Origin of the sequence: Terriglobus saanensis SP1PR4, assembly GCF_000179915.2 — a bacterium.
Classification (GTDB): domain Bacteria; phylum Acidobacteriota; class Terriglobia; order Terriglobales; family Acidobacteriaceae; genus Terriglobus; species Terriglobus saanensis.
Window position 1 is genome coordinate 172634 of record NC_014963.1, and the last position, 24756, is coordinate 197389.

General features: G+C 58.3%; 16 protein-coding genes. 8 read left to right on the forward strand and 8 right to left on the reverse strand.

Annotated elements, in window-relative coordinates; genetic code table 11:
- The first annotated feature begins 19 nt into the window (after nt 1–19).
- Nucleotides 20–1243, forward strand: coding sequence for a BaiN/RdsA family NAD(P)/FAD-dependent oxidoreductase (locus tag ACIPR4_RS00810; RefSeq protein WP_013566739.1), 1224 nt, complete (start codon nt 20–22; stop codon nt 1241–1243).
- A gap of 8 nt (nt 1244–1251) precedes the next feature.
- Here the strand turns inward: ACIPR4_RS00810 and ACIPR4_RS21330 are convergent, their stop codons facing one another.
- The 4 genes from ACIPR4_RS21330 to ACIPR4_RS22880 all read right to left on the reverse strand — a co-directional run bounded on the left by ACIPR4_RS21330 (nt 1252) and on the right by ACIPR4_RS22880 (nt 6279).
- Complete coding sequence (locus ACIPR4_RS21330) at nt 1252–1986, reverse strand: DUF1573 domain-containing protein (protein WP_013566740.1); 735 nt, start codon at nt 1984–1986, stop codon at nt 1252–1254.
- Nucleotides 1970–5506, reverse strand: a complete 3537-nt coding sequence (locus ACIPR4_RS00815) for a choice-of-anchor D domain-containing protein (protein WP_187290230.1) — start codon at nt 5504–5506, stop codon at nt 1970–1972. Before ACIPR4_RS00815 ends, ACIPR4_RS21330 begins: the two co-directional genes overlap by 17 nt.
- A 341-nt stretch (nt 5507–5847) precedes the next feature.
- Entirely contained in the window at nt 5848–6102 is a 255-nt protein-coding gene (locus ACIPR4_RS00825) for a hypothetical protein (protein WP_222829252.1), read from the reverse strand.
- A gap of 3 nt (nt 6103–6105) precedes the next feature.
- A complete protein-coding gene (locus tag ACIPR4_RS22880; protein ID WP_222829253.1) occupies nt 6106–6279 on the reverse strand; it encodes a hypothetical protein in 174 nt (57 codons plus the stop codon).
- Nucleotides 6280–6731: 452 nt separating this feature from the next.
- Between ACIPR4_RS22880 and ACIPR4_RS23270 the strand changes: the two genes are divergently transcribed.
- From ACIPR4_RS23270 to ACIPR4_RS00850, 5 genes are all read left to right on the forward strand, one after another.
- Nucleotides 6732–8825, forward strand: a complete 2094-nt coding sequence (locus ACIPR4_RS23270) for a DNRLRE domain-containing protein (protein ID WP_013566742.1) — start codon at nt 6732–6734, stop codon at nt 8823–8825.
- A 59-nt stretch (nt 8826–8884) separates the two neighbouring features.
- A complete protein-coding gene (locus ACIPR4_RS00835; RefSeq protein WP_013566743.1) occupies nt 8885–9427 on the forward strand; it encodes a phage tail protein in 543 nt (180 codons plus the stop codon).
- Nucleotides 9428–9483: 56 nt separating this feature from the next.
- A complete protein-coding gene (locus ACIPR4_RS00840; RefSeq protein ID WP_013566744.1) occupies nt 9484–10026 on the forward strand; it encodes a GNAT family N-acetyltransferase in 543 nt (180 codons plus the stop codon).
- A 104-nt stretch (nt 10027–10130) separates the two neighbouring features.
- Nucleotides 10131–12488, forward strand: coding sequence for an NHL domain-containing protein (locus tag ACIPR4_RS00845; protein ID WP_049781084.1), 2358 nt, complete (start codon nt 10131–10133; stop codon nt 12486–12488).
- A gap of 26 nt (nt 12489–12514) precedes the next feature.
- Nucleotides 12515–13144, forward strand: a complete 630-nt coding sequence (locus ACIPR4_RS00850; protein WP_013566746.1) for an outer membrane protein — start codon at nt 12515–12517, stop codon at nt 13142–13144.
- 11 nt (nt 13145–13155) lie between these two features.
- Here the strand turns inward: ACIPR4_RS00850 and eutC are convergent, their stop codons facing one another.
- The 3 genes from eutC to eat are packed head-to-tail and all read right to left on the reverse strand — an operon-like array spanning nt 13156 to nt 16678.
- Nucleotides 13156–13917 (reverse strand): ethanolamine ammonia-lyase subunit EutC, encoded by a 762-nt coding sequence (gene eutC, locus ACIPR4_RS00855; RefSeq protein WP_013566747.1) that lies wholly within the window; start codon nt 13915–13917, stop codon nt 13156–13158.
- Complete coding sequence (locus tag ACIPR4_RS00860; protein ID WP_013566748.1) at nt 13914–15308, reverse strand: ethanolamine ammonia-lyase subunit EutB; 1395 nt, start codon at nt 15306–15308, stop codon at nt 13914–13916. The genes eutC and ACIPR4_RS00860 overlap by 4 nt, the downstream gene beginning before the upstream one ends.
- 29 nt (nt 15309–15337) lie before the next feature.
- Nucleotides 15338–16678 (reverse strand): ethanolamine permease, encoded by a 1341-nt coding sequence (gene eat, locus ACIPR4_RS00865; protein ID WP_013566749.1) that lies wholly within the window; start codon nt 16676–16678, stop codon nt 15338–15340.
- 428 nt (nt 16679–17106) lie between these two features.
- Between eat and ACIPR4_RS00870 the strand changes: the two genes are divergently transcribed.
- Nucleotides 17107–20613 carry a TonB-dependent receptor gene (locus ACIPR4_RS00870; protein ID WP_013566750.1) on the forward strand — a complete coding sequence of 1169 codons (3507 nt, stop codon included), beginning with the start codon at nt 17107–17109 and terminating at the stop codon, nt 20611–20613.
- 74 nt (nt 20614–20687) lie between these two features.
- A complete protein-coding gene (locus tag ACIPR4_RS00875) occupies nt 20688–22796 on the forward strand; it encodes a phosphocholine-specific phospholipase C (RefSeq protein ID WP_013566751.1) in 2109 nt (702 codons plus the stop codon).
- Nucleotides 22797–22970: 174 nt separating this feature from the next.
- Here the strand turns inward: ACIPR4_RS00875 and ACIPR4_RS00880 are convergent, their stop codons facing one another.
- Nucleotides 22971–24731, reverse strand: coding sequence for a DUF2059 domain-containing protein (locus ACIPR4_RS00880; RefSeq protein ID WP_013566752.1), 1761 nt, complete (start codon nt 24729–24731; stop codon nt 22971–22973).
- Nucleotides 24732–24756 lie beyond the last annotated feature (25 nt).

Sequence of the window (24756 nt, forward strand, 5' to 3'; positions counted from 1 at the left end):
CCCCATAGAATAAGGGTCTATGGCAGACGAATATTCACAGAGCACCAAACAGTACGACGTAGCGGTACTGGGCGCGGGTGCCGCAGGCCTGATGGCCGCGATCGAAGCGGGCAAGCGCGGTAAGAGTGTTGTTCTGGTCGACCATGCCGAACGCGCGGGCAAGAAGATCCTGATCTCCGGTGGCGGACGGTGCAACTTTACGAACCTGCATACGACCCCGGCAAACTTCCTTTCGGAGAACCCGCATTTTGCGAAGTCGGCGCTTTCGCGCTATACGCCGCAGGAGTTCATTGCCCTGGTAGAGAAGCACGCGATTCCGTATCACGAGAAGACGCTGGGACAGCTTTTCTGCGACCGCGCGGCCCAGGACATTGTGACGATGCTGCTGGCGGAGGCGTCTGGGGCTGGAGTGGAACTGAAGCTGAAGACGGGCGTTCGTGGAGTCGAGCGAAACGATGAGGGATTCACCGTGACAACGCACGATGGAACGGTCTCTGCGAAGAACGTGGTCGTGGCGACGGGTGGGTTGTCCATTCCCAAAATGGGCGCGACCGGTATTGGTTATGAGATCGCGCGTGCGTTTGAGTTGGAGATCGTGGAGACGCGACCGGCCCTTGTGCCCCTGGTCTTTTCTCCAGCGGATGAGGAGAAGTGGTGCGACCTGACGGGGCTTTCGGCGGATGTGGTGGCTTCGACGCCGGGGTCGCCGTACCATCCGGCGCGAAAGCCGGAGGTGACGTTTCGCGAGAAGCTGCTGCTGACCCATAAGGGAGTTTCGGGGCCAGCGGTCTTGCAGATTTCGAGCTACTGGAAGCCGGGCAAACCGGTGGTCTTCGACCTTGCGCCGGGGCAGGTGGTCTTCGACCTGATGCTCGCGCCGGACGCGATCCGGACGGCGGAGGCGATGGCGTACTACCTGAAGGAAACCACGCTGCCGCAGCGCTTCGCGACGCGGTGGATGCGGTTGAATACGCCGGAGCAGTGGAAGAACCCGCAGGTGAAGGGTCTGGAAGAGGCGCTGCATAGGTGGACGGTGGTGCCTGCCGGGACAGAAGGCTATGCCAAGGCCGAGGTGACGGCGGGCGGCGTTTCGACAGCAGAGCTGGATTCGACCACGATGGGCGTGAAGAAGATGCCGGGGCTGTACTTCATCGGTGAGGCTGTTGATGTGACGGGGCATCTGGGCGGATTTAATTTTCAGTGGGCATGGGCTTCGGGAGCGGCGGCGGGGCGGGCGGTTTAGCTCGAACTTTATTGGACGGTGAGCGTCAGGATGACGGACTTGGTGAGACCGGCGCTGGTGGCACTTACGGTGATGGGATAAGTCCCACTGGAGGTTGGCGTGCCTCCGGTGCCTGAGCCGGGGTTGGAGCCGTCCCCTGGAATCTTGCGGCCCAGACCGCAGCCTGTTACGAGGATGAGTGCGAAGTAGGCAATCGCGATTTGCCTCCGGCGTCGGAGGAAGGCTGCGGGGAGCAGAAGCAGGGCGAGCCAGAACGGAGTTCGTCCGGGAACGTGTGCCGTTGTTGTGCCGGTGAGGATTGTTGCTGTAACAGTAGTGATCGCACTGAGATCTGCAGTAGAGGGTGTGACGGTGCATTTGGCATTTGCAGGAGCGCCCGTGCAGGCGAAGGCGACTGGCTGCGCCATCAAAGTAGAGGGTGTGAGGAGAAACGGAAAGGCTGCGCTCTGACCGCTGGAGAGGGTCGCGGTGGTGGCAGCGGTGGCGGCCCATGTGAAGTCGACTCCCGTGCCTGCGAGATGGGTAACCAAGGGTGAGTTTGGAGCGTTGCTCGCGACCGAGAGCGTTCCCAGACGCGCGCCGGAGAGCCTGGGCGCGAAGGATACCTGCATGGTGCAGGCCTGACCCACGGCAATCGGTGCAGAGGTCGAGCAGGTGTTGGTTCCAACGACGGTGCCGAAGTCATTGGACAGCGCAACGCTGGAGATGACGAGCGGCGAAGAGCCGTTATTTGTCAGTGTCACGGTTTGCGGTGTGCTGGCGTTGCCTACGCCCGTGGCTCCGAAGTTGAGCGAGAGCGGAAGGAGAGAGATGCCCGGCGGGGCCTCTCCCGTTCCCGCAAGAGTGACTGTCTGCGTGCCGAAGACATCGGTGACCGTAAGCAGGCCTGTCTGCGGACCGACGGACTGGGGTACGAAGAAGGTCTGCATGGAACAACTGGAGTGCGCGGAGAGCGAGTTGCCGCAGGCTGGTGACGGTGAAGTCTCCGCTGGTGATGCTGGTGGCGATGAGCGTGAGAGCGATGTCCCCGTTGTTGGTCAGGGTGACGGTCTGCGCGGAGGAGGTAGTTGTGGCGACAGTGTTCGGGAAGTTGAGTGCTGTGGGCGAGAGTATGTCCGTTGCCGCGCTTGTGCCGACGCCGGTGAGGGATGCGGTGTGAATGCCGGAGTCGGAGGAGAGGGTGAGTGTTCCGCTGCGTGCTCCGCTGGCCGTGGGCTTGAAGGTGATGGAGAGCGTGCAACCTGCTTGTGGGGGAAGGGTGCTGCCGCAGGTGTTGGCGGAGAGGACGAAGTCTCCTGTGATGCTGGCTGTGCCAAGTGTCGCGTTGGCCGTGCCTGTGTTGGAGACGGTGATGTTCTTGGGCACGGCGGCTGTGCCGATGGGAGTGCTAGAGAAGGCGAGGGTGGTGGGCGTGAGGATCAACGCGGTCGGTCCGGGAGCGTTGCCGGAGAGCGCGACCGTCTTTGTACCTGCATCACTCGTGATCGTAAGTGTGCCGGTGCGTGTGCCTGTGCTGGTGGGTGTGAAGAATACTTCCACTGTGCATGAGGCTCCTGGAGGCAGGATTGGTTGGGCGGTGCAGGTCCCGGCCTTCGTGAAGTCGCCTGTGATTACGATCGCAAGAAGATTTAAGGGAGCCGAACCGGCGTTGCTGACGGTGACCGTTTGTGCGGAGCTGGTAGTTCCAACGGGCTGCGAGGCGAAGGTGAGAGAGTCCGGTCTGACCTGAAGAACGGCAGCGGGCAGCGCGCCCGCAGTGACGAGAGGGACCTGCCAGATACCGCGGCCATAAGTTCCCGCGCGCAAGGCGCCAGCCTGCGCGCCTCCGGGAATGCTGACAGCTGCCTGCACATTGAGTTGGGTGACGGGCGCGTTGGGAAGGCCGGTTCCGTAGACGCTCCAGCAGTTCGCGGTGGCGCAGATGTCGACCTCCGTGGTGACATAGACGCCGGTGTCCATCGCCACGTACACGGTGGAAGCGTCGTTGGGGTCGACGACGACTGCGTTCGCGGGAGCGTTGGGCAGGTTGCCGGAGAGGTTGAGCCAGGTCGCGCCCGCATCTGTAGAACGATAAAGGTGCGGAAAACCGAAGCCCATCACGGTGACATAGACCGTGTTTCCAGACCCGTCATGCGGGTCGACGAAGATGCTGGAGAGATCGAAGCCGCCGGGGTTGAACAAGTTTGCGTGGAGGGGATCGTTTGAAACGGTATTCGCGGTACGGTCCATCCAGACCGAACTGCCGGAGTTCGTCTGTGCGTTGAGGGTGGCGTAGAAGTGTCCGCCTGCAAAGCCGCCGCCATCGAACGTTCCCGCCATTCCTGCGTAAAGCACCGTCGAACCCGCATTCTGAGGAATGGAGCTTGCGGCGACCGGTCCGCCTGCGACAAGAGAGCGGATGAGCGCGTCCGTTGCGGTACACGCATCGCTGGAAGAGCCGCTGAGAGGAGCGCTGAGGAGGCTGGAGGTACTCCAGAGCGAGCCGCCCATTGCGGGGCCGCGCCATACTCTGCAGGTCCCGGTGATCAGGTTGGTGTTGAGTGCGGGGTCGAGGAGAAAAGGAGCATTGACGAGAGAGATGTCTTCGCTGGTTTGAGAAGCACCGATCTGCGGTAAACCGGTAAAGTCCGCAGCCGTGCATGCGGCTCCGTTACTGCAATGAAAGATCGAGACGCCACTCCCTGACTGAAGGAACCTGTTGCGCGGGTCAGTTTGATCGATGGCTACAGAACCGCTCTCGCCTGTGCCGAGTTGTTGCCACGGTGAGAGCGACGATGCACTGGAAGTAGAGGCACTGCCGAGTACGCCGACGCCCGCGAGCATCGTGTCTGCTTCTGTGGGATGCGTGGCGAGGCTGGTGATCTCTGCAAGGGAACCGAGGCCGCCGTTGAGATTTTGAAAGTGCGTGGCATCGTCTGCTGAGCATGCGGGGCCGTTCTGTGCGACGAGATCGGTCGAGCGCCACAGACCTCCATCGTTGCCGAAGAAGATCAGACCGCCGTTGCCAGCGGCGATGGCATGCTGTGCGGGGGCGACCTTCGCCGGGGCCGCGCAGCCTGTGGTGGCATTGGTGGTATTGCGCAGGTTGCAACCACTGGCGAGAGAGCAGCGGAAGATCTCCTCAGTTCCGGCGAAGAGGACTGTGTCGGCAACTCCTGCAGCTGTGGTTGGGACAGCGGCCAGGACGAGGTTGTAGTCCGCCTGTGGAATGGCTCCGTTGCTCTCCAGCGGCGCTGCGTTGAGTGGATGCGTCCATGCGACCGTGTTCGAGAGACAAGTCGAACCGTTGAAGGCGCAGGCATCCTGCCAGAGTCCCTGGTCGAGATTGTTGACGTCTACGGTAAGCGCGAAGAGATCGCCAGTGACAGGCTGCACGGCGAGCGCTCCGCGAAAGAGCGGGCAGCTCTGTGCACCGGGCGCGCCTGCAAGCGTGGGACAGTTGGCGAGCGTCAGGCCTGCGCCGGGCTGCGTTGCGAGACGTGTCCATGTGCGTCCGTCCGCGCTTTCGTAGTACCCGTGGAAGCGGACGGCAGCGTAGAACTTCTGGCGGATGGGGTTGTAGACGACTGCGGTGACGGCATTGCCTTCGTAGTTGGAGAAGTCGGTCGTAGGCGATTGAACGACGGAAGTGCCATCGGCGATCGTGCCCATCTGCCAGGTCATACCGGCGTCGGTGGAGTAGAAGAGACCGCGTGTGCTCGCGCCCAATTGGCTGGCGCCGACGAGCGTCCCTTCTGCCGCCTGGCTGACTGCAGCGACGACGAGCTGCGGCGAGAGCGTACTCCAGGCGAAGCCTGCAATGCCTTCGCCAAGGAAGAGGTGTCTGCCTGCCGTTCCGTCGTTCGAGCGTTGCGCGATGGTCCAGGTAAGTCCGTTGTCCGCGGAGCGCAGGATGCCTTCGCCATAGAAGGAGTCCGAGGCGTCGTTGGAGTCGCCTGTACCTGCGAGAACGACGCCTGTACCGCCCGGCTGCACGCTGACGGCTCCGATACTGAGAGAGGGGATGACGGAGGTGCCGCTGTTGGCGCTGAAGACCGGGAGCGTATCGGTCAGCGGAGCGAAGGAGGGATTCGCAGAAGTGGCGTTGGAGCTCTTCCAGACACCGCCACCTGTGGTGCCGAGGTAGACGGCATTGCCTAAGGAATCTGCTGGATCGATGGCAATGGAAGTGATGCGACCGGTGACGTTGCCGTAGAGGGTTGTGTTGATCTGGTTGGGGCCAGCGGGTTGCCACGGTGTTGAGAGAGGCGTTGTGGTAAGCATCGCGGTTTGCGTGGCGCGGGCTTTGACGAGATGTTCAGCGATGTTTTGTTGGCCGAGGGTTCGGGGTTGGAGAAATCTTTTGTGAGGGGATTGGGCGGGGAGCAGGGTGGTGAGAATGAGGAGAGCTGTGGCGAATCTCCATCGAAATATGTTTGTGCGCTCTGCGCGACCCCATTCTTTCGCCATAAAGCGGCGAAAGAATGGGGCACAAAAGTGCTGGGGAAATCTGGATAAATTCGGCTGCTGGGTTTTCAAGAACTCTGTCCCGGAGCTGTCAAAATATCATGGCAGGCGGCGGTGTCTGTTCTTCAAACGTTCCACGCGGTACCCAATGGAATACGTTATTCCCGAACCGGTACTTGACGGTTCTTTTGGTTGGGTTTGTCTGTCAGAAGAAGCCGCAGGGGAGCCAGTGGGCCGACGGGTATCAGGTCGAACTCCATAAGCTTTGCCTGGCCGAGAGGAAGCTTTTCGAGCAGGGCATGTGCTTCTTCGACGGACGTCACGTTCAGGAGAAAGATCGGCCCTTGTCCATCTTTCCGAAACCAGCTCTGGTCGATCTTCCCGGCCAGAATCAAGCTGAGGGTGTCCTTCACCTCCTACGGCAGGATAGTTTTACGTTGCTCCGGTGTAAGAGGACTGGGGACGTGACCTATCGCCAGAATGTGCGTCGTGGGTGCCGAGACCGCTGTTGGTGTTGAGGCTGTCTGAGCAAAGCTAATGACGGGCAGGAAGGCGAATACAAGGGCGACGTTGCGGCACAGCTTCAGCATGGAGCCTCCGGAGGTTTGCAGTTATAGATGGCCTCCCTCGGCAAGTGATTCACAAATGTGAGCGTCCGGTTTTGAGATTGGCAGGTCGCCCATTTCATTCCAGATTTTCCCAGGCCATGACAAAATTGCGTCCTTTGACTACAGCCAAGTTCGCGTACTCTGTCTTACGTTTATTCCAACCAATTAAGGTTGAACTTACTGCAATTTTTATTGTGATGTTATGAAGTTAATTGAAAAACTAATCAGCCTCTCTTGCTTTTGCAAGTTATCCGCGCATAACTTGTCACCACTACTGAACTACTTCTTCATGGCGCAGTGACCTCCGCAGGTTGTCGCGCAAGGATTTACCTGAATCGCTTTTCTCCGGTAATAAAACCGCGATCGTAGCTCCGGGCCCTCTCCAGAGGTCTATGAGAATCTGCGTCCGGTCGTGTTCCTAAGGAGTGTGCGCCTTGAAGTCACTTGGATTCGCTCGTTTGTCTCTTTGCCTCGGCGTGATTCTCAGCGCTCAGCAAGCGCTCGCGGTGGATGTGCGTCTCGACGGTGACGCGCACGTGAATGCCGCGCATGCAAGCACCCGCTATGGCACGCTCACGAACCTATATGTCGGAGCGGGCAATTCCACTTATCTGCAGTTCGATCTATCCTCGTTGCCCGCGGGGACGCTTTCAAGCCAGGTGACACGCGCGACGTTGACGCTCTTTGTGAATCGCGTGTACACAGCGGGTTCGGTGTCGGTCTCTCCTGTGATAGGAGCCCTGAACGAGGACACCATAGACTTCACGACAGCACCTGCGATGGGTAGCCCCTTTGGTAGCATTTCGGTGTCGACTCCGGAAGAGTATGTTTCCGTGGATGTGACTGCGCAGGTGCAGGCGGCGCTGGCTCTGCCCGCGGCGAGTATTGGATTTGGACTTCAGTCTGCCGCTGCTGTCGCTCTCTTCGACAGCAAGGAGAACGATGAGACTTCGCATACGGCACGGCTGGATGTGACGTTGGCCAGCCAAGGACCTCAAGGCATTCAGGGTCCCCAAGGCATTCAAGGAGTGCCCGGTGTGGCAGGTGCACCCGGTACCGCGGGCGCACCTGGAGTTCAAGGGCCAATCGGGCCTGCAGGTGCACCGGGTCCTCAAGGAGCGATTGGCCCCATAGGCGCCACGGGCCCGCAGGGAGTGGTCGGCCCTGTAGGCGCAACCGGCTCGCAGGGAGCAACCGGTGCAACAGGAGCTACTGGCGCTACGGGAGCACAAGGAATCCAGGGCGTCACGGGATCGACGGGTACGACAGGAGTGGCGGGTGCTACCGGGCTAGCTGGTGCTACGGGTTCGACGGGTCCCACCGGAGCACAAGGACCGCCGATTAATTTCCTGGGGGTCTGGTCCAACGCGAGTACTTATGCCATTGGCGATACTGTGTTTTTCAACGGGTCGAGTTATATCTCGCTTGTAAGTGGCAATACAAACTTTCAACCGGATGTCAGCACGGTGCAATGGTCTCTGCTGGCGCAGCAAGGAAACATGGGAGTTCAGGGTATTCAAGGCGTCACGGGACCCACTGGCGCCATTGGGCCGATCGGTCTGCAAGGGGCGACAGGTCCGATAGGGTCGACTGGTCCGCAAGGAATTCAGGGCATTCAAGGTATTACCGGATCGACTGGAGCTACCGGTAACACCGGGGCGCAGGGGGTGACTGGTTCCACGGGTGCTACGGGTGCCACTGGCGCTACTGGACCCATTGGACTACAGGGCGCCACAGGATTCACGGGGGCTACTGGACCCACTGGTCCAATCGGAGCGACCGGTCCCCAGGGATTGATCGGTCCCACAGGCGTAACAGGTCCTACTGGAGTTACAGGCCCAACCGGTTCACAGGGACCGCCGGTCAGCTTCCAGGGTGTCTGGTCGAACGCAACGACTTATGCGATAGGCGATGCGGTCTTCTATAACGGGTCGAGTTATATCTCCCTGGCGGCAAGCAACTTGGGCTTCCAGCCAAATATCAGCAATACGAAGTGGTCCTTGCTCGCACAAGCGGGTGCCACCGGAGCTACCGGAGCCACTGGACTTGCCGGAGTGACGGGCCCCGCAGGGCCAGCGGGTGCGACCGGATCGACTGGCGCAACAGGGGCGAATGGAAGCGGCATCACTTCCGTCTCGTTCACCTCCACATTCGTAAACCCCACGGCCACGACGATGTATTTTCAATCGCCGTCCTCTACAGTCGGCATTGCCACTACGCAAACCACTATCTCCGGAGCCACAACGAATAACTTTGTCGCGATGCCGATCTCATGCACCATGTCCGCACTCAGTGTCGGTGCAAACAACTACTTTACTGCAGGCGCAGATACCGAAACGATTGTGGTCTACAAAAATGGGTCGCCGACAGCCATGACCTGTTCGGTCACTACCAATAACAATGGATCAGGTTGTTCCGATACGACAGATACCTTCGCCGTAGTTACCGGAGATGCGATCTCTCTTGGTTATTCGCAGACTAACGGCTCGCCCTTCAACAAAGTGAGTGTGAAGCTTACCTGTCAATAACGCGCTCGATGCGCAAGAAGTGTCGCTGTAGATAGATTCATTACGAAAGGAATGTAAGTATGGCAGATCCATATCTTGGAGAAATACGGATGGTCGGCTGGAACTTTGCAGCCAGCGGGTGGGCACTTTGTAATGGACAATTGATGTCCATTAGTCAAAACACTGCTTTATTTTCCTTGCTAGGAACTACGTATGGGGGAGACGGCCGAACGACCTTTGCTTTGCCAAACCTCCAGGGCCGTGTGCCCATCCATCAAGGCAATGGAGCTGGATTAAGCGGCTATGTTATTGGGCAGCTTGCGGGGAACGAGCAGGTATCCCTCCAGCTTCCCGAAATGCCCCAACATAATCATTTGATGGGCGTCAGTAATCTTGCGGGATCGCTGTCGGATCCGACGGGGGGGATTTTGGCCCAGGGAAACTCCGGAACGGACAGATCACCCGTTTTGATTTCTGACTATGTCTCTTCTGCAGCGACGGGGACCTTGGCACCGACGGCGATTTCCATGGCCGGTAGTAGTCTTCCCCACAATAATATTCAGCCTTATTTATGTATCAACTTCATTATTGCGCTGCAGGGGATCTTTCCTTCGCGGGGTTAGCCTGAGGTGTGTCGGAGTGCAAGCACCGGCACATCACTTCTTTGATTTAAAAATATATGGCCACTGCTACTCCAGTTCGTGTAACAAGCCTCTATCTCAGACAGGCAGAAAGTGCCGACGAGGAGTTTCTGCAGAGGCTTTACGCAGAGCAGCGAACCGCTGAGTTAGAGTCTTCGGGCCTGGACGCATTGCAGTGCGAAGTTTTTTTGCAAATTCAATTTCGGGCCCGGCAGCTCAGTTACGCGGCTCACTATCCCACAGCTTCGGACCAGATCATTCATCTGGAATGCGGGTCGCCGATCGGGCGAATCCTGGTCGAACGCAGCACAGAGGGAATGCGCCTGATCGATATTGCCCTGCTTCGTAAGCAGCAGCGGCGGGGGTTTGGCACAAAGCTTCTTCATGCTCTGCTGCAGGAGTGTATGAGCCGTGGAGAAGAACTGAGACTACAGGTTTTAAAAGGAAGTGTGGCTGAAAGGCTTTATCTGCGACTAGGGTTCGTCCTAACGGGCGAAGATCCGTTCCGCAAGCAGATGGTTTGGACCGGTGGTTCGCAGGAAACATCGCACGGGCGCATCACAAAAAGAGCCTTATGCTAAGGCGAAAAAAAGCAGAAGATGCGCAAAAAAGTCTGAACCCGCCGCCTTGGAAATTCGGTCGAAGAATAACCGGCTTCGTGTACCTGGTGGTCGCGTTCTGTGCGATGGTCGCGTGTCTTGCGATGCAGGCGCAGACCACGCCAGTGAGTAATGTTGAGGCGACGACCGCTCCGCTCGCCTCTCCAGCGGGTATTGCTTACGATGCTTCTGGCAATATGTACTTCGCGGATTTGAATAACCATGTGGTCCGCAAGGTTAGCGCTGCGGGCATTATTACAACGGTTGCGGGAACCGGAGAGCAGGGCTTTGCAGGGGACGGAGGGTCGGCCACGAGTGCCTGGCTCGATTCGCCTGTTGGTGTTGCCGTCGATAGAGTTGGCAACCTCTACATCTCCGATAGTCACAACCAGCGCATTCGCAGGGTGAGTGGTGGCACGATCGCAACGATTGCTGGTACCGGCGTTGCAGGCTTTTCCGGCGATGGTGGCGCTGCCGTGTTGGCAACGCTGAGCCATCCCACTGGTCTTGCTGTGGATACAGGCGGCAACCTTTATGTTGCAGATACCGACAACCACCGCATTCGCAAGATCAGCGGAACGACCATCACCACGGTTGCGGGCAGTGGCGAGCAAGGCTTCGCCGGCGACGGTGGCCCGGCGACGGCGGCGTGGCTTGATTCGCCCGATGGCGTTGCGGTGGATGCTACAGGCAATCTCTACATCGCGGACACACACAATCAACGCATTCGTGTCGTAAGTGCCGAGGGAACCATCTCCACCATCGCGGGTAATGGCAGTAGGGCCTATGCGGGAGATGGAGGCAGTGCAGTGGCTGCGTCTCTTGCTCGTCCGCGCGGGTTGAGTGTCGATGCATTGGGCAATATCTATTTTGCCGATAGCGACAACAACCGCATCCGCCTCATCGCTACGACAGGCATTATTACAACGGTTGCGGGGAACGGTTCACAGGGAGATGGAGGCGATGGCGGGTCTGCGCTGGACGCGACGCTGGATACTCCGCGCGCGACTGCAGTGCGCGCTCTCGGTATCTTTGATTTATCCGATACGCACAACGACATCATTCGTGAAGTCGGTCTCAATGGGTTGATCTATACGATCGCGGGCATCAGTCTTGTTAGTGGGGAGAGCCTTACGCTGAGCGGACCTGCTTCGGTTGTCTACGGTAGCGGTTCGCTGATGTCTACCTTCAGCAACTATGGTCTAACGGCCACGGGCCAAGTCAATCTGCTGGACATCACCTCCGGTTCAACCGTTGTTGGCTCGGCGACCCTGAGTGCGAACACGGCCACGCTCAGCAGTTCGACACTCTCTGCAGGAATGCATCGCCTCGTGCTCAGTTACGGGGGCGACGGACAGAACGCGGCGATCACCAGCGGCGTTTTTGTACTCACCGTCGATGTGCTGCCAATTACAGCAACGGCGAATGGCGTATCAGTGCCGTTCGGGCAGGCGATTCCGACACTTACGGGAACGCTCACCGGCGTGCTTCCCCAGGACACCGGGAACGTCACCGCCGTCTTTGCAACGACGGCAACTTCTACCTCGCCGTTCGGTTCATATCCCATCACGGTGACGCTTGCCGGAACCTCGGCCGCGAATTACAAGGTGACGCTCACGGCAAACTCGGGCAATGTCATTATTGGTAAAACCGCGAGCACGGTCACACTTACTTCCTCCAACATCGCGCCGTTCTTCGGTTCGCCGGTGACGTTTACAGGCGTCGTGGCATCTTCTACAACAGGCACACCCACGGGCACTCTCAGCTTCTTAGACGGCACGACTTTTCTGGCCACAGTTGTTATTAGCTCCACCGGCTCTGCAACCTATACCTCAAGCGCGTTGGCGGTCGGAACGCATAGCCTCACCGCTGTCTACAGTGGCGATACAAACTTCGCCGCCAGTACTTCGCCGGCTGTGATCGAGTCGGTTACTGATTTCACTCTTGTGATTAATGGGACGTCCACGCAAACAGTCAATCCTGGTGAGGTCGCAAGTTATAACTTCGCGGTGCAGAGTGGTGGTACTCCCGGAGCGATTACCTTTACAGCCTCTGGCCTGCCGCCAGGTGCGGCCGCAACCTTTACGCCTGCTACGATTCCCGCTGGCAGCTTGACGACTGCGGTGGGCTTATCGATCCAGACCGCCGGATTACAGGCTGTAAACCGTCGATCGGCATTGCCTTCACAGATACCGCTTCTTCCGCTGAGTGCCGTCTTTCTTCTTCCTCTGCTGGGGGGCAGACGCATTCGCGCAAGCCTTGCCCGTATGCCGAGGACGCTTCTCGTGGTAATCGCCGGCATGGTGATGTTGGGGCTGAGTGGATGTGGTAGTGGAGGCTTCTTTGGAAACTCCCCGAAGACCTACACCATTACCGTGACAGCATCCATGACAGGCGCCACGACTTTACAACATACGGCCACGATCACACTGACCGTTCAATAACCAACGCAGGGAGCAAGCAGGCACGCATGAGACTTACCAGGATCCTGTTTTCGATCGTACTCATGATCATGGCGACGACTGCCTGTGCGCAGGCGATCCCGTCAGGAGCCAGTGAGCTTGGGCAGACGGTTTCGAAGGAGTATCCCATCGCGCTGTCTCTGCGCTACAGCGCGACGATCAGCAACGCACCTCCCGGCACATGCGGTTGCTTTCTGATGAATGGCGGTAGTGGCGAAGTCCTGTTTTACGTATGGAAGCACATTTCCCTGGCGGCGGATGTTACGGGGAATCACACCGATCTTGTTCCGCAATCGCAACAGGGCCTTGGCCTGATCACATACATGGCTGGCCCACGTTACTCGTTTCATCCCACGCGAAGGCTCACGCTCTATGGACAGTTTCTTGTAGGCGGTGTGCATGGTTTCGATAGTTACTTCCCGAGAAACAATGGACGGTCCAGCGATGTGGCGAACTCCTTCGCTTACAGTCCGGGCGGCGGTGTGGAGATCGGCGTAAAAGACTGGCTCTCAGTGCGCGCGGTGGAGGGCGAATATCTCTCGACTCATCTTCCGAATGACCTTAACGCGTATCAGCACAATCTTCGTCTCGGCTCTGGCGTCGTCTTTCGCTTTTCGACCAAGCGAATCAATCGCTAAGTCGGCCTTCCTCAACCTCGTTCGAGTCCTAACAGATCGCTGCTATCTTTCAGCGAAACACCGGTGCCGCCTTGCAGCCGTGCTCCCGCGAGTAAGTACAGAAGCTTGAAGACCGCGTTTTGATACGAGAGACCTTCGGGATGAATATTCGAGATGCAGTTGCGCTCTGCATCCGTGCGCCCGACGCGTGGATGATAGGTGAGATACGCCCCGAGACTGTCTGGAGACTTGAGGCCGGGCCGCTCTCCGATGAGAAGCAGTACAGCCTCCGCGCCGCGTATCTCACCGATCTCATCGCCCAGAGCGACGCGCGCCTGTGTCGCCACGACGACACGGTCCAGCGTCCATCCGATGAGGCCATCGCGCAGATGCCGCAACAAAGGAAGCGCGTGGGATGCAGGTGCGAGGGAGGAGAGTCCGTCGGCAATCACTACAGTAAGAAGATGAGTGCCTGGAGTCGTGCTGGGCTTCAGAGCTTCGATACATGCGGGGTCGAGCGAGCGTCCACGGTCTGGACGGCGAAGGTATTCGGATCGGTTACAGGCTTTACTCCACGCGCGCAGCGAGGAGAAGTCTGCAGCCTGCAACTTGCGCACCAGCCTGTCCACATCCAGAGGTGTATGGATGGCGTCGCGGGCGGTGGCGTGGTCCATTGTGAAGTCGAGTACGGCCTGCGTCGGTTGGCTCGATCCGACGCGCCCCATGGCGATACGCGCGGAAGTCCACTGCGATAGATGCTGCCATGGATCAGGGCTCGCCAACTCGTCCTTCATAGCTGCCCCTGTAGAAGTCCCGGCGGCATGAGACGCGCAATTGCATCTCTCGATGAAGCGAGACGTCCTTCTTCGTCCACGATGCGCATCTTCCTCAGCCATGCTTCAAACTCGGGCGCGCGCTTGAGACCAAGAACACTACGGACGTAGAGAGCATCGTGGAACGAGGTGCTCTGGTAGTTCAGCATGATGTCGTCCGCTCCCGGAACACCCATGATGAAGTTGACACCCGCAACGGCAAGAAGCGTGAGCAGCGAATCCATATCGTCCTGGTCGGCTTCGGCGTGGTTGGTGTAGCAGACGTCGCAGCCCATCGGAAGACCCATTAGCTTGCCGCAGAAGTGATCTTCCAGACCCGCACGAATGATCTGCTTGCTGTCGTAGAGATACTCCGGTCCGATGAATCCAACGACGGTGTTGACAAGCAATGGACGGCACATGCGCGCGACGGCGTAGGCGCGGACTTCGCAGGTCTGTTGGTCGACGCCGAAGTTCGCATTTGCGGAAAGAGCACTTCCCTGGCCGGTTTCAAAGTACATGCAATTCGTTCCGATGGTTCCGCGATGCAGTGCAAGCGCCGCCTCCTCCGCTTCGCGTAACAGGGAGAGCGATATGCCGAAGCCTTCATTTGCTTTCTGCGTACCTGCAATGGATTGAAAGACGAGATCGACGGGTGCGCCCAGTTGCATGGCCTGGAGCGTGTTCGTCACATGTGTGAGCACACAGCTTTGCACGGGCGCGTCGAAGCGTTGACGGAAGTCGTCCAGCAGACGCAGAAGCTTCATCGTGGCGGACACGCTGTCACTGGCGGGATTGATGCCGATGACGGCATCGCCGCAGCCGTAGAGAAGACCATCGATGACGGACGCAAGGATGCCCTGCGGATCGTCCATGGGATGGTTTGGCTGTAGACGTACGGACATCGTTCCCGGAAGACCGATGGTGGTTCGAAACCTGGTGACAACGCGGCATCGGCTGGCTGCGAGGATCAGGTCCTGATTGCGCATCAGCTTCGACACTGCCGCGACCATCTCGGGCGTGAGTCCACGGCTGACCTGTAAAAGCGAGTCGGCATTATGTGTCTCCTGCAGGAGCCACTCGCGGAGTTCACCTACGGTGAGATGCGCTACGGGAGCGAAGGCCTCAAGATTATGTGTGTCGTAGATGAGGCGTGTGACGTCGTCGTCCTCATAGGGAATCACCGCTTCGTTTAGGAAGTGTCTCAGCGGAACGTCGGCAAGCGCGTATTTCGCGGCGGCGCGAACGATCTCCGACTCGGCGGCGACGCCAGCCAGTTCGTCGCCCGATCGTGCGGGTGTTGCCTTGGCAAGCAGCATCTTCAGATCGTCGAAACGATAGGTGCAGCCGTTGATCGTGTGTGAGAAAGCCATCTCGTCGCAATCCTGCAGGAATTTGTGAACTAAGCCGACTGGCGTTTTGCCAATCGAAGAAGAAGATAACCTGCAGCTAACAGGCAGACGAAGAGCGCCGCGATCACCAGATTGTAGTAAATGACGCTGGCAAGGCAGACGCCCACGCCAGCCAGCGTCCACAATGGTGAAAACGGATAGAGTCTTGCGCGAAAGGGCCGTGGCATGGATGGCTCCGTCTTACGCAGACGGAAGAGAGCCAGCATGCTCGTGGCATACATGACCAGCGCACCGAGTACGGACATGGTCACGATGTTTGCGGTGAGCGATTGTCCGCCGATGGTGATCCAGGAGTCGCTGTAGATGGCCGCGATGCCGACGACCCCTCCAGCAAGGATGGCGACGTAGGGTGTGCCAAGACGCGGATGCACCTTGCCGAAGAGCGAAGGTAGATAGCCGCTGCGGGCCAGCGCGAAGATCTGACGCGAGTAGCCAAAGATAATCCCATGTAGCGAGGCAATGAGGCCGAAGAGACCGAGCCACACGAGCATGTGCAGCCAACCGCTGGAGGGGCCCACGATGATCTTCATCGCCTGCGGAAGCGGGTCGTTGATGTTGGCGAGCAAGCGCCAGTCTCCTACGCCGCCCGCGAAGACCATGACGCCCATTGCGAGCGCCAGCAGCGTGCCTATGCCTGCGATGTACGCGATCGGGATGGAACGCGAGGGGCGCTCGGCCTCTTCCGCTGCCATGGCGACGCCTTCAATCGCAAGGAAAAACCAGATCGCGAAGGGAACTGCGGCAAACATGCCTTGCAGTGTGGACAGGGTGAAGTGGTTCTGACCTGCCCAGCCGTTCGCCATGAAGTTCGACAGACGAAATCCAGGGGCGACTACGCCCATGAAAACGAGAAGCTCGACGATGGCGAGGACTGTAATCAGTAGTTCGAAGCTGGCTGCAATGCGGACACCGATGATGTTGATCGCCATGAAGAGGAGATAAGCCATCGCTGCAGCGTGCTTTAGAGAGAGCGAAGGAAACTGCACGTTCAGGTACGCGCCGATGGCGAGTGCGATGGCGGGCGGAGCGAAGACGAACTCAATCAGCGTGGATGCGCCCGCGAGATAGCCTCCGAACTGCCCGAAGGCGCGTTCCGCGTAGGCGAACGGACCGCCTGCGTTCGGGATTGCCGTTGTGAGTTCGGTGAAACTGAAGATGAAGGTGGTGTACATCGTGGCGACGAGAAGGGTCGTCACCAGAAAACCGAGAGTGCCCGCACTGGCCCAGCCATAGCTCCATCCAAAGTACTCGCCGGAGATCACGAGCCCCACGGCAATTCCCCAGAGCTGCCACGTGTTCAACGTCGCCTTCAGGTGCGGCTGTTCTTCCATAGATACTCTCCGGCCATGATCCGTCATGATGGCTTCAGCCCGTTGAAGTCGATCTTGATCTAACGCATAATACGCGCATCGCATGAACTTCCCATTGCTGACGGATGTGCTGCGCGCTTCCCGGGAGGCACGTGGGCCACTAAAGTTGCCACGGATTTGTACGTCAATTAGGCGAAGACGCAAATGCCCAGGCAGACAATCTTTTGCGGATGGTCTCAGCAGCTACCGTTGTTGCGCTCTAGTGCGGAGAAGAGTTAATTTTCCGTGAAATTCAAAGCTTTCTTTGTTTTTTAGGCTAAATGCGATAGTGGCTGCTCCGCTTCTGTCTCTATTCTGCAGTTAACTTTTCCGATTTCTTTCTCCGCCGGGCATTTCGCAAGAAGGCGATCGTCGGCGACAATCTGGCCGCAACACACTTCAGGAGATTTATGCGTTTCAAGAGTCTTTCCCTTTGCTTGTTTCTTGTCCTGTGCGCGATCTTTTTTCCTTCACAGGTCTTCGCGCAATCGACGCAAGGCACCATTCTTGGAGTTGTGAAAGACAGTACCGGGGCATCGGTGCCGAATGCTTCGGTCAAACTGACGGGCGTGGATACGGGCGTGACGAAGTCGGACATCTCCGACTCCTCGGGTGCTTATCAGTTCTCCAATCTCAGCGCAGGTCTCTACAGCGTGGAGATTACCGCCCAGGGATTCTCCGTGCAGCGATTGGAGAATCTACGACTCACCGCACGCCAGGAGCTGCGTGCCGATTCGACGCTCACTACAGGGAACGTGAGCCAGGAGGTCTCCGTCAACGCCAGTGATGCGGGAACCATCCAGACCGATTCTCCCTCGATCGACGCGTCGCTCTCGAGTGTTGCCGTGCGCGACCTGCCTGCGAACTATCGTGCGAGTCAGAGTGGGACAAGCCCTCTTTCGATGATCCAGACGCTTCCCGGAGTGCAGGCGGATACCGCTGCACCCGGAAAAACCGCGGCCTATTCCGTGCAGGGAGGCCTTCCCTTCCAGACGGAGGTTTCGGTGGATGGCATTACGACACAGAGCGCGACGGGAGGGAACAGTCCACTCTCCAATGCCTTCCCCTCGGGCGAGTCGATCTCCGAGTTGCGCGTCGACGGTGTTCTGAACGCTGCCGAGTTTGGACAACCGGGCGAAGTTACGACGATTACGAAAAGTGGAACCAACAAGCTGCATGGTTCGCTCTTCTGGTATCACCAGGACGCTTCCTTGAACGCGAAGGATTACGGCGCGCTCTCCAAAGCTCATCTGGTGACGAACGATTATGGAGCGACTGTGGGTGGTCCGGTTGTTGTTCCGCATCTCTACAACGGCCACGACCGAACGTTCTTTTTTGGAACATATGAGGGATATCGGAGCCCGCGCACGACATCGGTTCAGTACTATGTGCCCACGGCGGCGATGAAGAATGGGGACTTCTCCCATGTAGCTGGCCTGACTTCGCTGCACAATCCGTTTACCGGCGGAAACTATGCTCTCTCTGCTGTGCCGATCAATCCTGTTGCACAGAAGTTCTTGCAGTTCTTTCCAGATCCGAACATAGGCGATACGTCCACTTATACGCCGGGTGTCTTCAACTATTCGACTAATAAAGATACCTCTCTCTTCTCCAACCAGTTCGACGTTCGCGGCGATCAATACTTTGGTCAGAAGGCGCTCGTCTTCGCACGCTTCACCTGGAAGAACTATGAGCCTCATACGCCAAATAGTCTGCTTGTGCCTTCCACTACGAACTCGGTGCAGGACCGCATCTTCCTGGTCGCTGGAAACTATAACTTCACCTCGAACCTGATCAATGAGTTTCGTTACGGGTTTACCTTCGATACTTCAGGGAATACCAATTCGCTGGATGGCAAAGCGTTCACGCAGAGCTCGGGTCTGACCGGTCTGCAGAATCTTTTTTATAACGGTCTTCCTGAGCTTGATTTCAATTACCTGACTTCCCTGAACGCGGACCGACTGAGTTCGACAACGAAGTCGCGCATGCATGTGTTTACCGACAATCTGAGCTGGGTAAAGGGTCGCCACACCATGAAGTTTGGCGTGGACATCCGACGCATCGAGGCACTTACGCCGCTCGGATTCAATGGAGCGGATAACTATGGGACCTTCAATTACTCTCCTGCAACCTTCACGGGAAGTGAGTTTGCCGACTTCCTGATTGGTACCCCCAGCACGACGTTCTACGATGTGGTGCAGTCGGACAACGATGGCAAGACGCTCCACTACCACGCGTATGCGCAGGACCAGTGGAGAGCCAGCGATAATCTCACTCTGAGCTTCGGTCTTCGTTACGAATTCCATCCGGCGTATCACGATCCCAGCGGCAATATCGGCAACTTCGATCCTTCGGTGGCAAAGTCGGGCCGCGTGGTTTTCCCAGCGGGTAAAGGCAGCCTCGTCTCCACGGATTATCTGGCGAGCTTCGACTCCTGTGGTCTCGGACAGACGACCGGCGTTCCGACGCAGAACGGAGCTCCCTGCACACCCACAGTGGACAATGTACAAGCGGGCTTGCCTGATGGACTGAGGACTGCCATCAAGACGCGTTTTGCGCCTCGCTTTGGTTTTGCGTATCGCCCGTTTGGAGGCAATCGCACGGTGATTCGCGGCGGATACGGGCTCTACAACATCACTCTCCTGGGTTCGAACTTTTACTCGCTCACCGGAACGTTGCAGGCCAACACCGTGCAATACGCCAACCTGCAAACGGCCACGGGCCCGTCTTATGTATGGCCCAGCATCTTTGCGGGGTCGGGCACCAGTTCGAGCTCTGTGGGCTACGGTCAGGCTTACTTCGGAACCGCAAACGATATCCACTGGAAGGATCCGTACTCCAACCAGTTCTCACTTTCGATCGATCGCGATCTTGGAAATAGCTATGGTCTGCGCGTCTCTTATATCGGTATGACTACGCGCCACCTTGTGTGGGCGCCGAACCTGAACGATTTGCCTTACTCCACGACAACGTCGGCGGCGAATCAGCCTCTCTCTGCTCGCCCATTTCCAAATTGGGGCACGATCAACACTCGTTCCACAGGAGCTGACTCCAACTACCAGTCCGGACAGGTGAACTTCTTCCATCATCTGAAGGACGGCTTCACCTTCGATACGACCTACACGCTGGCGAAGAACCTTTCGGATAACCAAGGGCCGAACAGCAGCAGCTTTGCCAGTGAGAGTGGAGGCTCGCGCGCCTCCTTTGCGGGCGATCCTAACGTCGACTTTGGCCAGGTCTATGGCTCGCGCAGACATCGTTGGAGCACCACGCTGGTCTATGCGCTTCCCTTTGGGCGCGGACGCCAGTTCGGCGGCAAGATGAATCGCTTCGCGGACGCAGCGGTCGGCGGATGGCAGGTCAGCGGCATCTCTCTGCTGCAGACCGGGCCGTTCCTGTCGCCCTACTTCTCGAGTGGTGAGGGCGATCCCTCCGGTACAGGGTCTGGTTTGAACAGTGCAAACAATGGAGCAGCTCTGGGTAGCCGTTCTCAACTTGTGGACCGCGTTAGAGGTGTGAGCGCCACGCCCACGTTACGCACCGCGCTCAACTGGTTCAACAAGGCTGCCTTTACCTGCCCCGGAGATCCGAACTGGGTAGCCGGTACTCCGTGCCATACTGGACGCGGGCAGGCAGGCGACCCCGCTCCGATCGGACGCTTCGGCAATGCACAGAACGGCTCTCTTGTTGGCCCCGGAACAGTCAATTTGTCTCTTGGTTTGAACAAGGTCTTCACCCTTACCGATCGCATCTCGTTGCGCGCGGAAGGAACCTTCACCAATGTTCTGAATCACACCAACCTCGGAAATCCGAATATGGATATCTCCAGCTCCGCCTTCGGCCAGATTACTGCCGCAAGCACTGCCGACTTTGGTGGCCCGCGTACCGGTCAGGTTTCCATGCGGGTGCAGTTCTAATTCGCTGTAAAGCAGAAGAAACGCTAAAGGGAGCCGGATATTTCTTCGGCTCCCTTTATCGTTAGAGAGAGACGATGAAGACTAGACGAGATTTTCTTCGCATGACGGCAACTTCTGCTGGTGCAGCCATGGTGCCTCCTGCGATCCAGCGTGCGCTGGCGATCGCACCGCGTCGCGGGACGGGCACGATTCAGGATGTGGAGCACGTTGTGATTCTCATGCAGGAGAATCGCTCCTTCGATCATTATTTTGGAACGCTGCGCGGCGTGCGCGGTTTCGGCGACCCTCGTCCTGCGCCTCTGCCGAACGGACAGAGCGTATGGCACCAGCCTGTGGCTGCGGTGAAGACGAAGCGTTATCACGCTCGCGGCCTGTCTCCGGACGCGAAATACGTGCTGCCGTTTTATCTCAACCCGAAGCGGACGACGGAGTTTCAAGCCGGAACGGACCATGGTTGGAGCAGTGGACATCTTGCGTGGAACGATGGCCGCTACGATCAGTGGGTAAACCAGAAGCAGGATGTCCTGACGATGGGATACCTCAAGCGGCAGGATGTCAGCTTTCACTATGCGCTCGCGGATGCCTTTACCCTGTGCGATGCGTACTTCTGTTCGACCCATTCGAATACCTGCCCCAATCGCATCTATCTTTGGTCGGGCACGATCGATGCGCGGAATGCGATGGGCAAAAAGCCGAATGGGCCGGGTCTGGAAGAACGAGCGAAGACGAATGGCTATACGTGGACGACGTATCCGGAGCGTCTGCAGCAGGCGGGAGTTTCGTGGAAGGTCTACCAGGGCGGCACAGGAGTACCCGGAACGCCGACGGACAATTACACGGATAACTCGCTGGAGTTCTTTGCGCAGTACCAGGTACAAGAGGGCGCTTCGCCTGCAAGTCCGCTTGTGCGCCAGGGCGTCTCAAGCCAAACGTTGCGCGATCTTCGCAGCGATGTGGAGAAGGGCACGCTACCTCAGGTTTCATGGGTCGTCGCGCCGTATAAGTACTGCGAACATCCGGAGGCTTCACCGACCGATGGCGCTTACTTTATCTCGCAGGTGATGGAGGCGCTGACGGCCGACCCTGATGTCTGGAGCAAGACGGCGTTCCTGATCAACTATGACGAGAACGATGGCTTATTCGATCACATCATTCCGCCGATGCCGCCGAAGACGAACGCAGCTGGTCAGAGCGGCATGGTCTCTGCGGATCTTCGCGAGAGTCTGCAGGATGAGTTTCTTGATCTCGATAAATATCCGCACGAGATGCATCCGCTGGTTCCGGGGGCGGACCCCGGAGGTCTGCAGCCCATTGGCCTTGGGCCGCGTGTTCCGATGCTCGTCCTCTCCCCGTGGAGCACGGGTGGTTGGGTTTGCTCGCAGGTCTTCGATCACACGTCGGTGCTGCAGTTTCTGGAGAACCGCTTTCATGTAGAGGAGCCGAACATCAGCAAGTGGCGTCGCGCGGTGTGCGGCGATCTGACGGCGGCCTTCGATTTTTCGAATGCGGGTCCGACGCGTAATGCTTCTTTTCCTGTGCCTGCGCCGATGAAGTCTTTGCATCATCCCTACCAGGTGCCGCCGCAACAGCTGATGCCGCAGCAGGAGCCGGGGACGCGTCCCGCAAGGGCTTTACCGTATCGCATTGAGACGCAGTGCCATGTTGCTTCCGGTCGCGTCACGCTTGACCTAGTGAATCGAGGCAGCGTGGGCGCGGCGTTTTATGTCTTCGACGCTAAGCGTGCGGAGGCGGAGCCACGCCGGTACACCGTTTCTTCGGGTGATACGTTGAGCGATTTCTGGGAGTTGTCTAGCGGCTTCGACCTTTTGGTGCATGGGCCGAATGGATACCTTGTCCATCAGAAGGGCACGCTCGATACCGTGCAGCCAGAAGTAACTTTGCAGCATGAGGAAGCGGGACTTTCACTCAAAATCGCGGTTCGCAATCCAAAGACGCAGGCCATCACGGTGAATTTGGCCGAGGCGTATGCGGGTTCGCATCAGACACAGGTTGTCCAGGCGCATGGAAACATAACGACGGAGATTCCGCTGAAGGCGACGGATGGATGGTTTGATGTCTCCCTTACTCTAGAAGAGGACGCGGGTTTTCTGCGGCGCTTTGCCGGGCATGTGGAGGACGGTAAGCCGAGTACGAGCGATCCTGGTGTGGGCCGAAGTTCTTAATTCTTTTTTGCCATCCCATAGCGAAGCGAAGGGATCTGCTGTCGCGGCTTTGGCGAAAGTATGGGTCGCGCAGAGCGCATAAACCGGACGTCGACGGAGATCTTTTGGATGCGCTTCGCGCATTACCCACTCATTCGCAAAGAACGCGAATGAATGGGGCACAAAGCTTTTGCACTACGGCAAGTAATACCTGAAGCTGGTGTAGACGAAGTTGTTGGTCGCCTTGGGCGCTCCACCGACTCCTGCCCAACCGTTGCGTTCCAGGTAGCTATACGCCAGACCATACTGCAGCTTTCCTTTGGGGCCGCTGTAGAAGCGGTACTGATAGCCCAGAGAGCCCTGCATGATGTCTCGTGTGGCGCCGAGGCAGGTTCCGGTTCCGGGAGCATATCCGGTGCTGCCCGTGGGAATCGCTTCCACACCGCAACCGACGTTTGAGCCTGTGATTGGGGCGTAGCCTACGAGCACGCCAGCAGCGTTGAGATACGTCGTCCGCTGCACATACTCTGTGCCCGCGTAGGCGAAGAGGTCGAGCCTGGGTGTGGGGTGGACTTCCAGCGAGAAGAGGCCCTGTGCGTTGCGCAGAGGCTCCAGCGTTCCGTTGGGATGCACGGTGATATCGGGCAGGATCGATGCACCGTATCGGCCCGTGCCGTCACCGGCTACGACATGCAGACCCACGGTTGTCTTCGATCCGATCGGGAAGCGTGCACTTGCAACCAGGCCTCCGCCCAGCTTGGTATCGTTCTGCGCATTGGTGGAGCTTGCGGCGGTGGGATAGTAGCGGTCGCGGAAGAAGCGGGCAACACCGCCGATTTCATAGTGGCCGTACTTCGGATCGAAGGAAGCCTTGACGATGACATCGGGCGCGACCTGATTGGTGTAGTTTGCAGCCGAGTTATTCAAACCGCCCGCAGCGCCTGCCGAGCCAAAGAAGAAGTTACTTGCGGCATTGCTTGCGGCGAACTGGTACTGCGAGTTCTCCACTGAGGCAGCGAGCGTAAACGACGGCGTGAAGGCTTCCTGCACGCGGAAGCTGGCCTGCCGAACGTAGGTGAAGCCCACATGGAGATTGCCGTCGAAGAAGAGCGGTACGGCTTCCTGTCCCGGGCTGGCGGCCTTCTTATCTTCCGTCAGCAGCGTCCACATCTCGCCGCCTGTAAAGGTCGCGCTACCGGCCTGCGCCTGGGCCCATGCCTGCCGGATGCGAAGGGTGTAGCTGTTTGTCTGGAGATTGTTGGAGGTGATACCGGCCGAAAGAAAGTCGCCTTCAAAATATCCACTGATGGTGCCGAAGGGGACTTTTCCGCTGGCCAGAAAGGAGAGTCGCGACTGGCGCGCCGAAGGCACCCACTCGCTGGTATGCGCTTCGCCTGCCGCAGGGAATGGCGTGGCGTTGTAGTTCGTGTAGATGTCGGCGTTCATCGCGCGCTGCCGCCAGATGCTTTCAGCGGCCAGGAAGCCTCCGGGCACAAGGGTGATGCCCTTGTAATGGATCGACGCCGGCTCATCCATGGCCTTGCGCAGTGTTTCCTGAGTCTGCTGGACCGCTTCTACCTTGGCTGTCACAACGGCATCCGTAGTGTGGATCTCTTCGACCTTCGCTTGCAGAGTATTCACCGCAGAGGTGTTCTGCTCTACAGCCGTAGTGACCGATTGCGTCTGCGCAGCGGTGGCGGCCGTCTGTTGCTGGCTGGCCTGTTGCATGGAGGCGAACTGCGCATCGCGTTGGGAAAGCTGCTGTTTCAGCAGATCGATCTGACTTTGAAAGTCATCATGCATCTGTTGCATCTGCGCCGCCAGCGAACTCAGGGTTGCGGTTTTACGTCGGGCGACTGCATGTTTCGGATGCACTGTTGCGGTTTTCTGTGCCGACATAAATGGGACAGCTCCCATCGCGACTGCGATTAACGCCGAACGAAGTAGGGTTTTCATACAAGGCCTCAAAAGGTGTTGCAGA

Excerpts from the sequence above, each read along its gene's own strand:
- ACIPR4_RS00810 (WP_013566739.1), top strand. The coding sequence starts at position 20 with ATGGCAGACGAATATTCACAGAGCACCAAACAGTACGACGTAGCGGTA.
- ACIPR4_RS00815 (WP_187290230.1), bottom strand. The coding sequence starts at position 5,506 with ATGCTTACCACAACGCCTCTCTCAACACCGTGGCAACCCGCTGGCCCC.
- ACIPR4_RS22880 (WP_222829253.1), bottom strand. The coding sequence starts at position 6,279 with ATGCTGAAGCTGTGCCGCAACGTCGCCCTTGTATTCGCCTTCCTGCCC.
- ACIPR4_RS00835 (WP_013566743.1), top strand. The coding sequence starts at position 8,885 with ATGGCAGATCCATATCTTGGAGAAATACGGATGGTCGGCTGGAACTTT.
- ACIPR4_RS00840 (WP_013566744.1), top strand. The coding sequence starts at position 9,484 with ATGGCCACTGCTACTCCAGTTCGTGTAACAAGCCTCTATCTCAGACAG.
- ACIPR4_RS00845 (WP_049781084.1), top strand. The coding sequence starts at position 10,131 with ATGGTCGCGTGTCTTGCGATGCAGGCGCAGACCACGCCAGTGAGTAAT.
- ACIPR4_RS00850 (WP_013566746.1), top strand. The coding sequence starts at position 12,515 with ATGAGACTTACCAGGATCCTGTTTTCGATCGTACTCATGATCATGGCG.
- eutC (WP_013566747.1), bottom strand. The coding sequence starts at position 13,917 with ATGAAGGACGAGTTGGCGAGCCCTGATCCATGGCAGCATCTATCGCAG.
- ACIPR4_RS00860 (WP_013566748.1), bottom strand. The coding sequence starts at position 15,308 with ATGGCTTTCTCACACACGATCAACGGCTGCACCTATCGTTTCGACGAT.
- eat (WP_013566749.1), bottom strand. The coding sequence starts at position 16,678 with ATGGAAGAACAGCCGCACCTGAAGGCGACGTTGAACACGTGGCAGCTC.
- ACIPR4_RS00870 (WP_013566750.1), top strand. The coding sequence starts at position 17,107 with ATGCGTTTCAAGAGTCTTTCCCTTTGCTTGTTTCTTGTCCTGTGCGCG.
- ACIPR4_RS00875 (WP_013566751.1), top strand. The coding sequence starts at position 20,688 with ATGAAGACTAGACGAGATTTTCTTCGCATGACGGCAACTTCTGCTGGT.
- ACIPR4_RS00880 (WP_013566752.1), bottom strand. The coding sequence starts at position 24,731 with ATGAAAACCCTACTTCGTTCGGCGTTAATCGCAGTCGCGATGGGAGCT.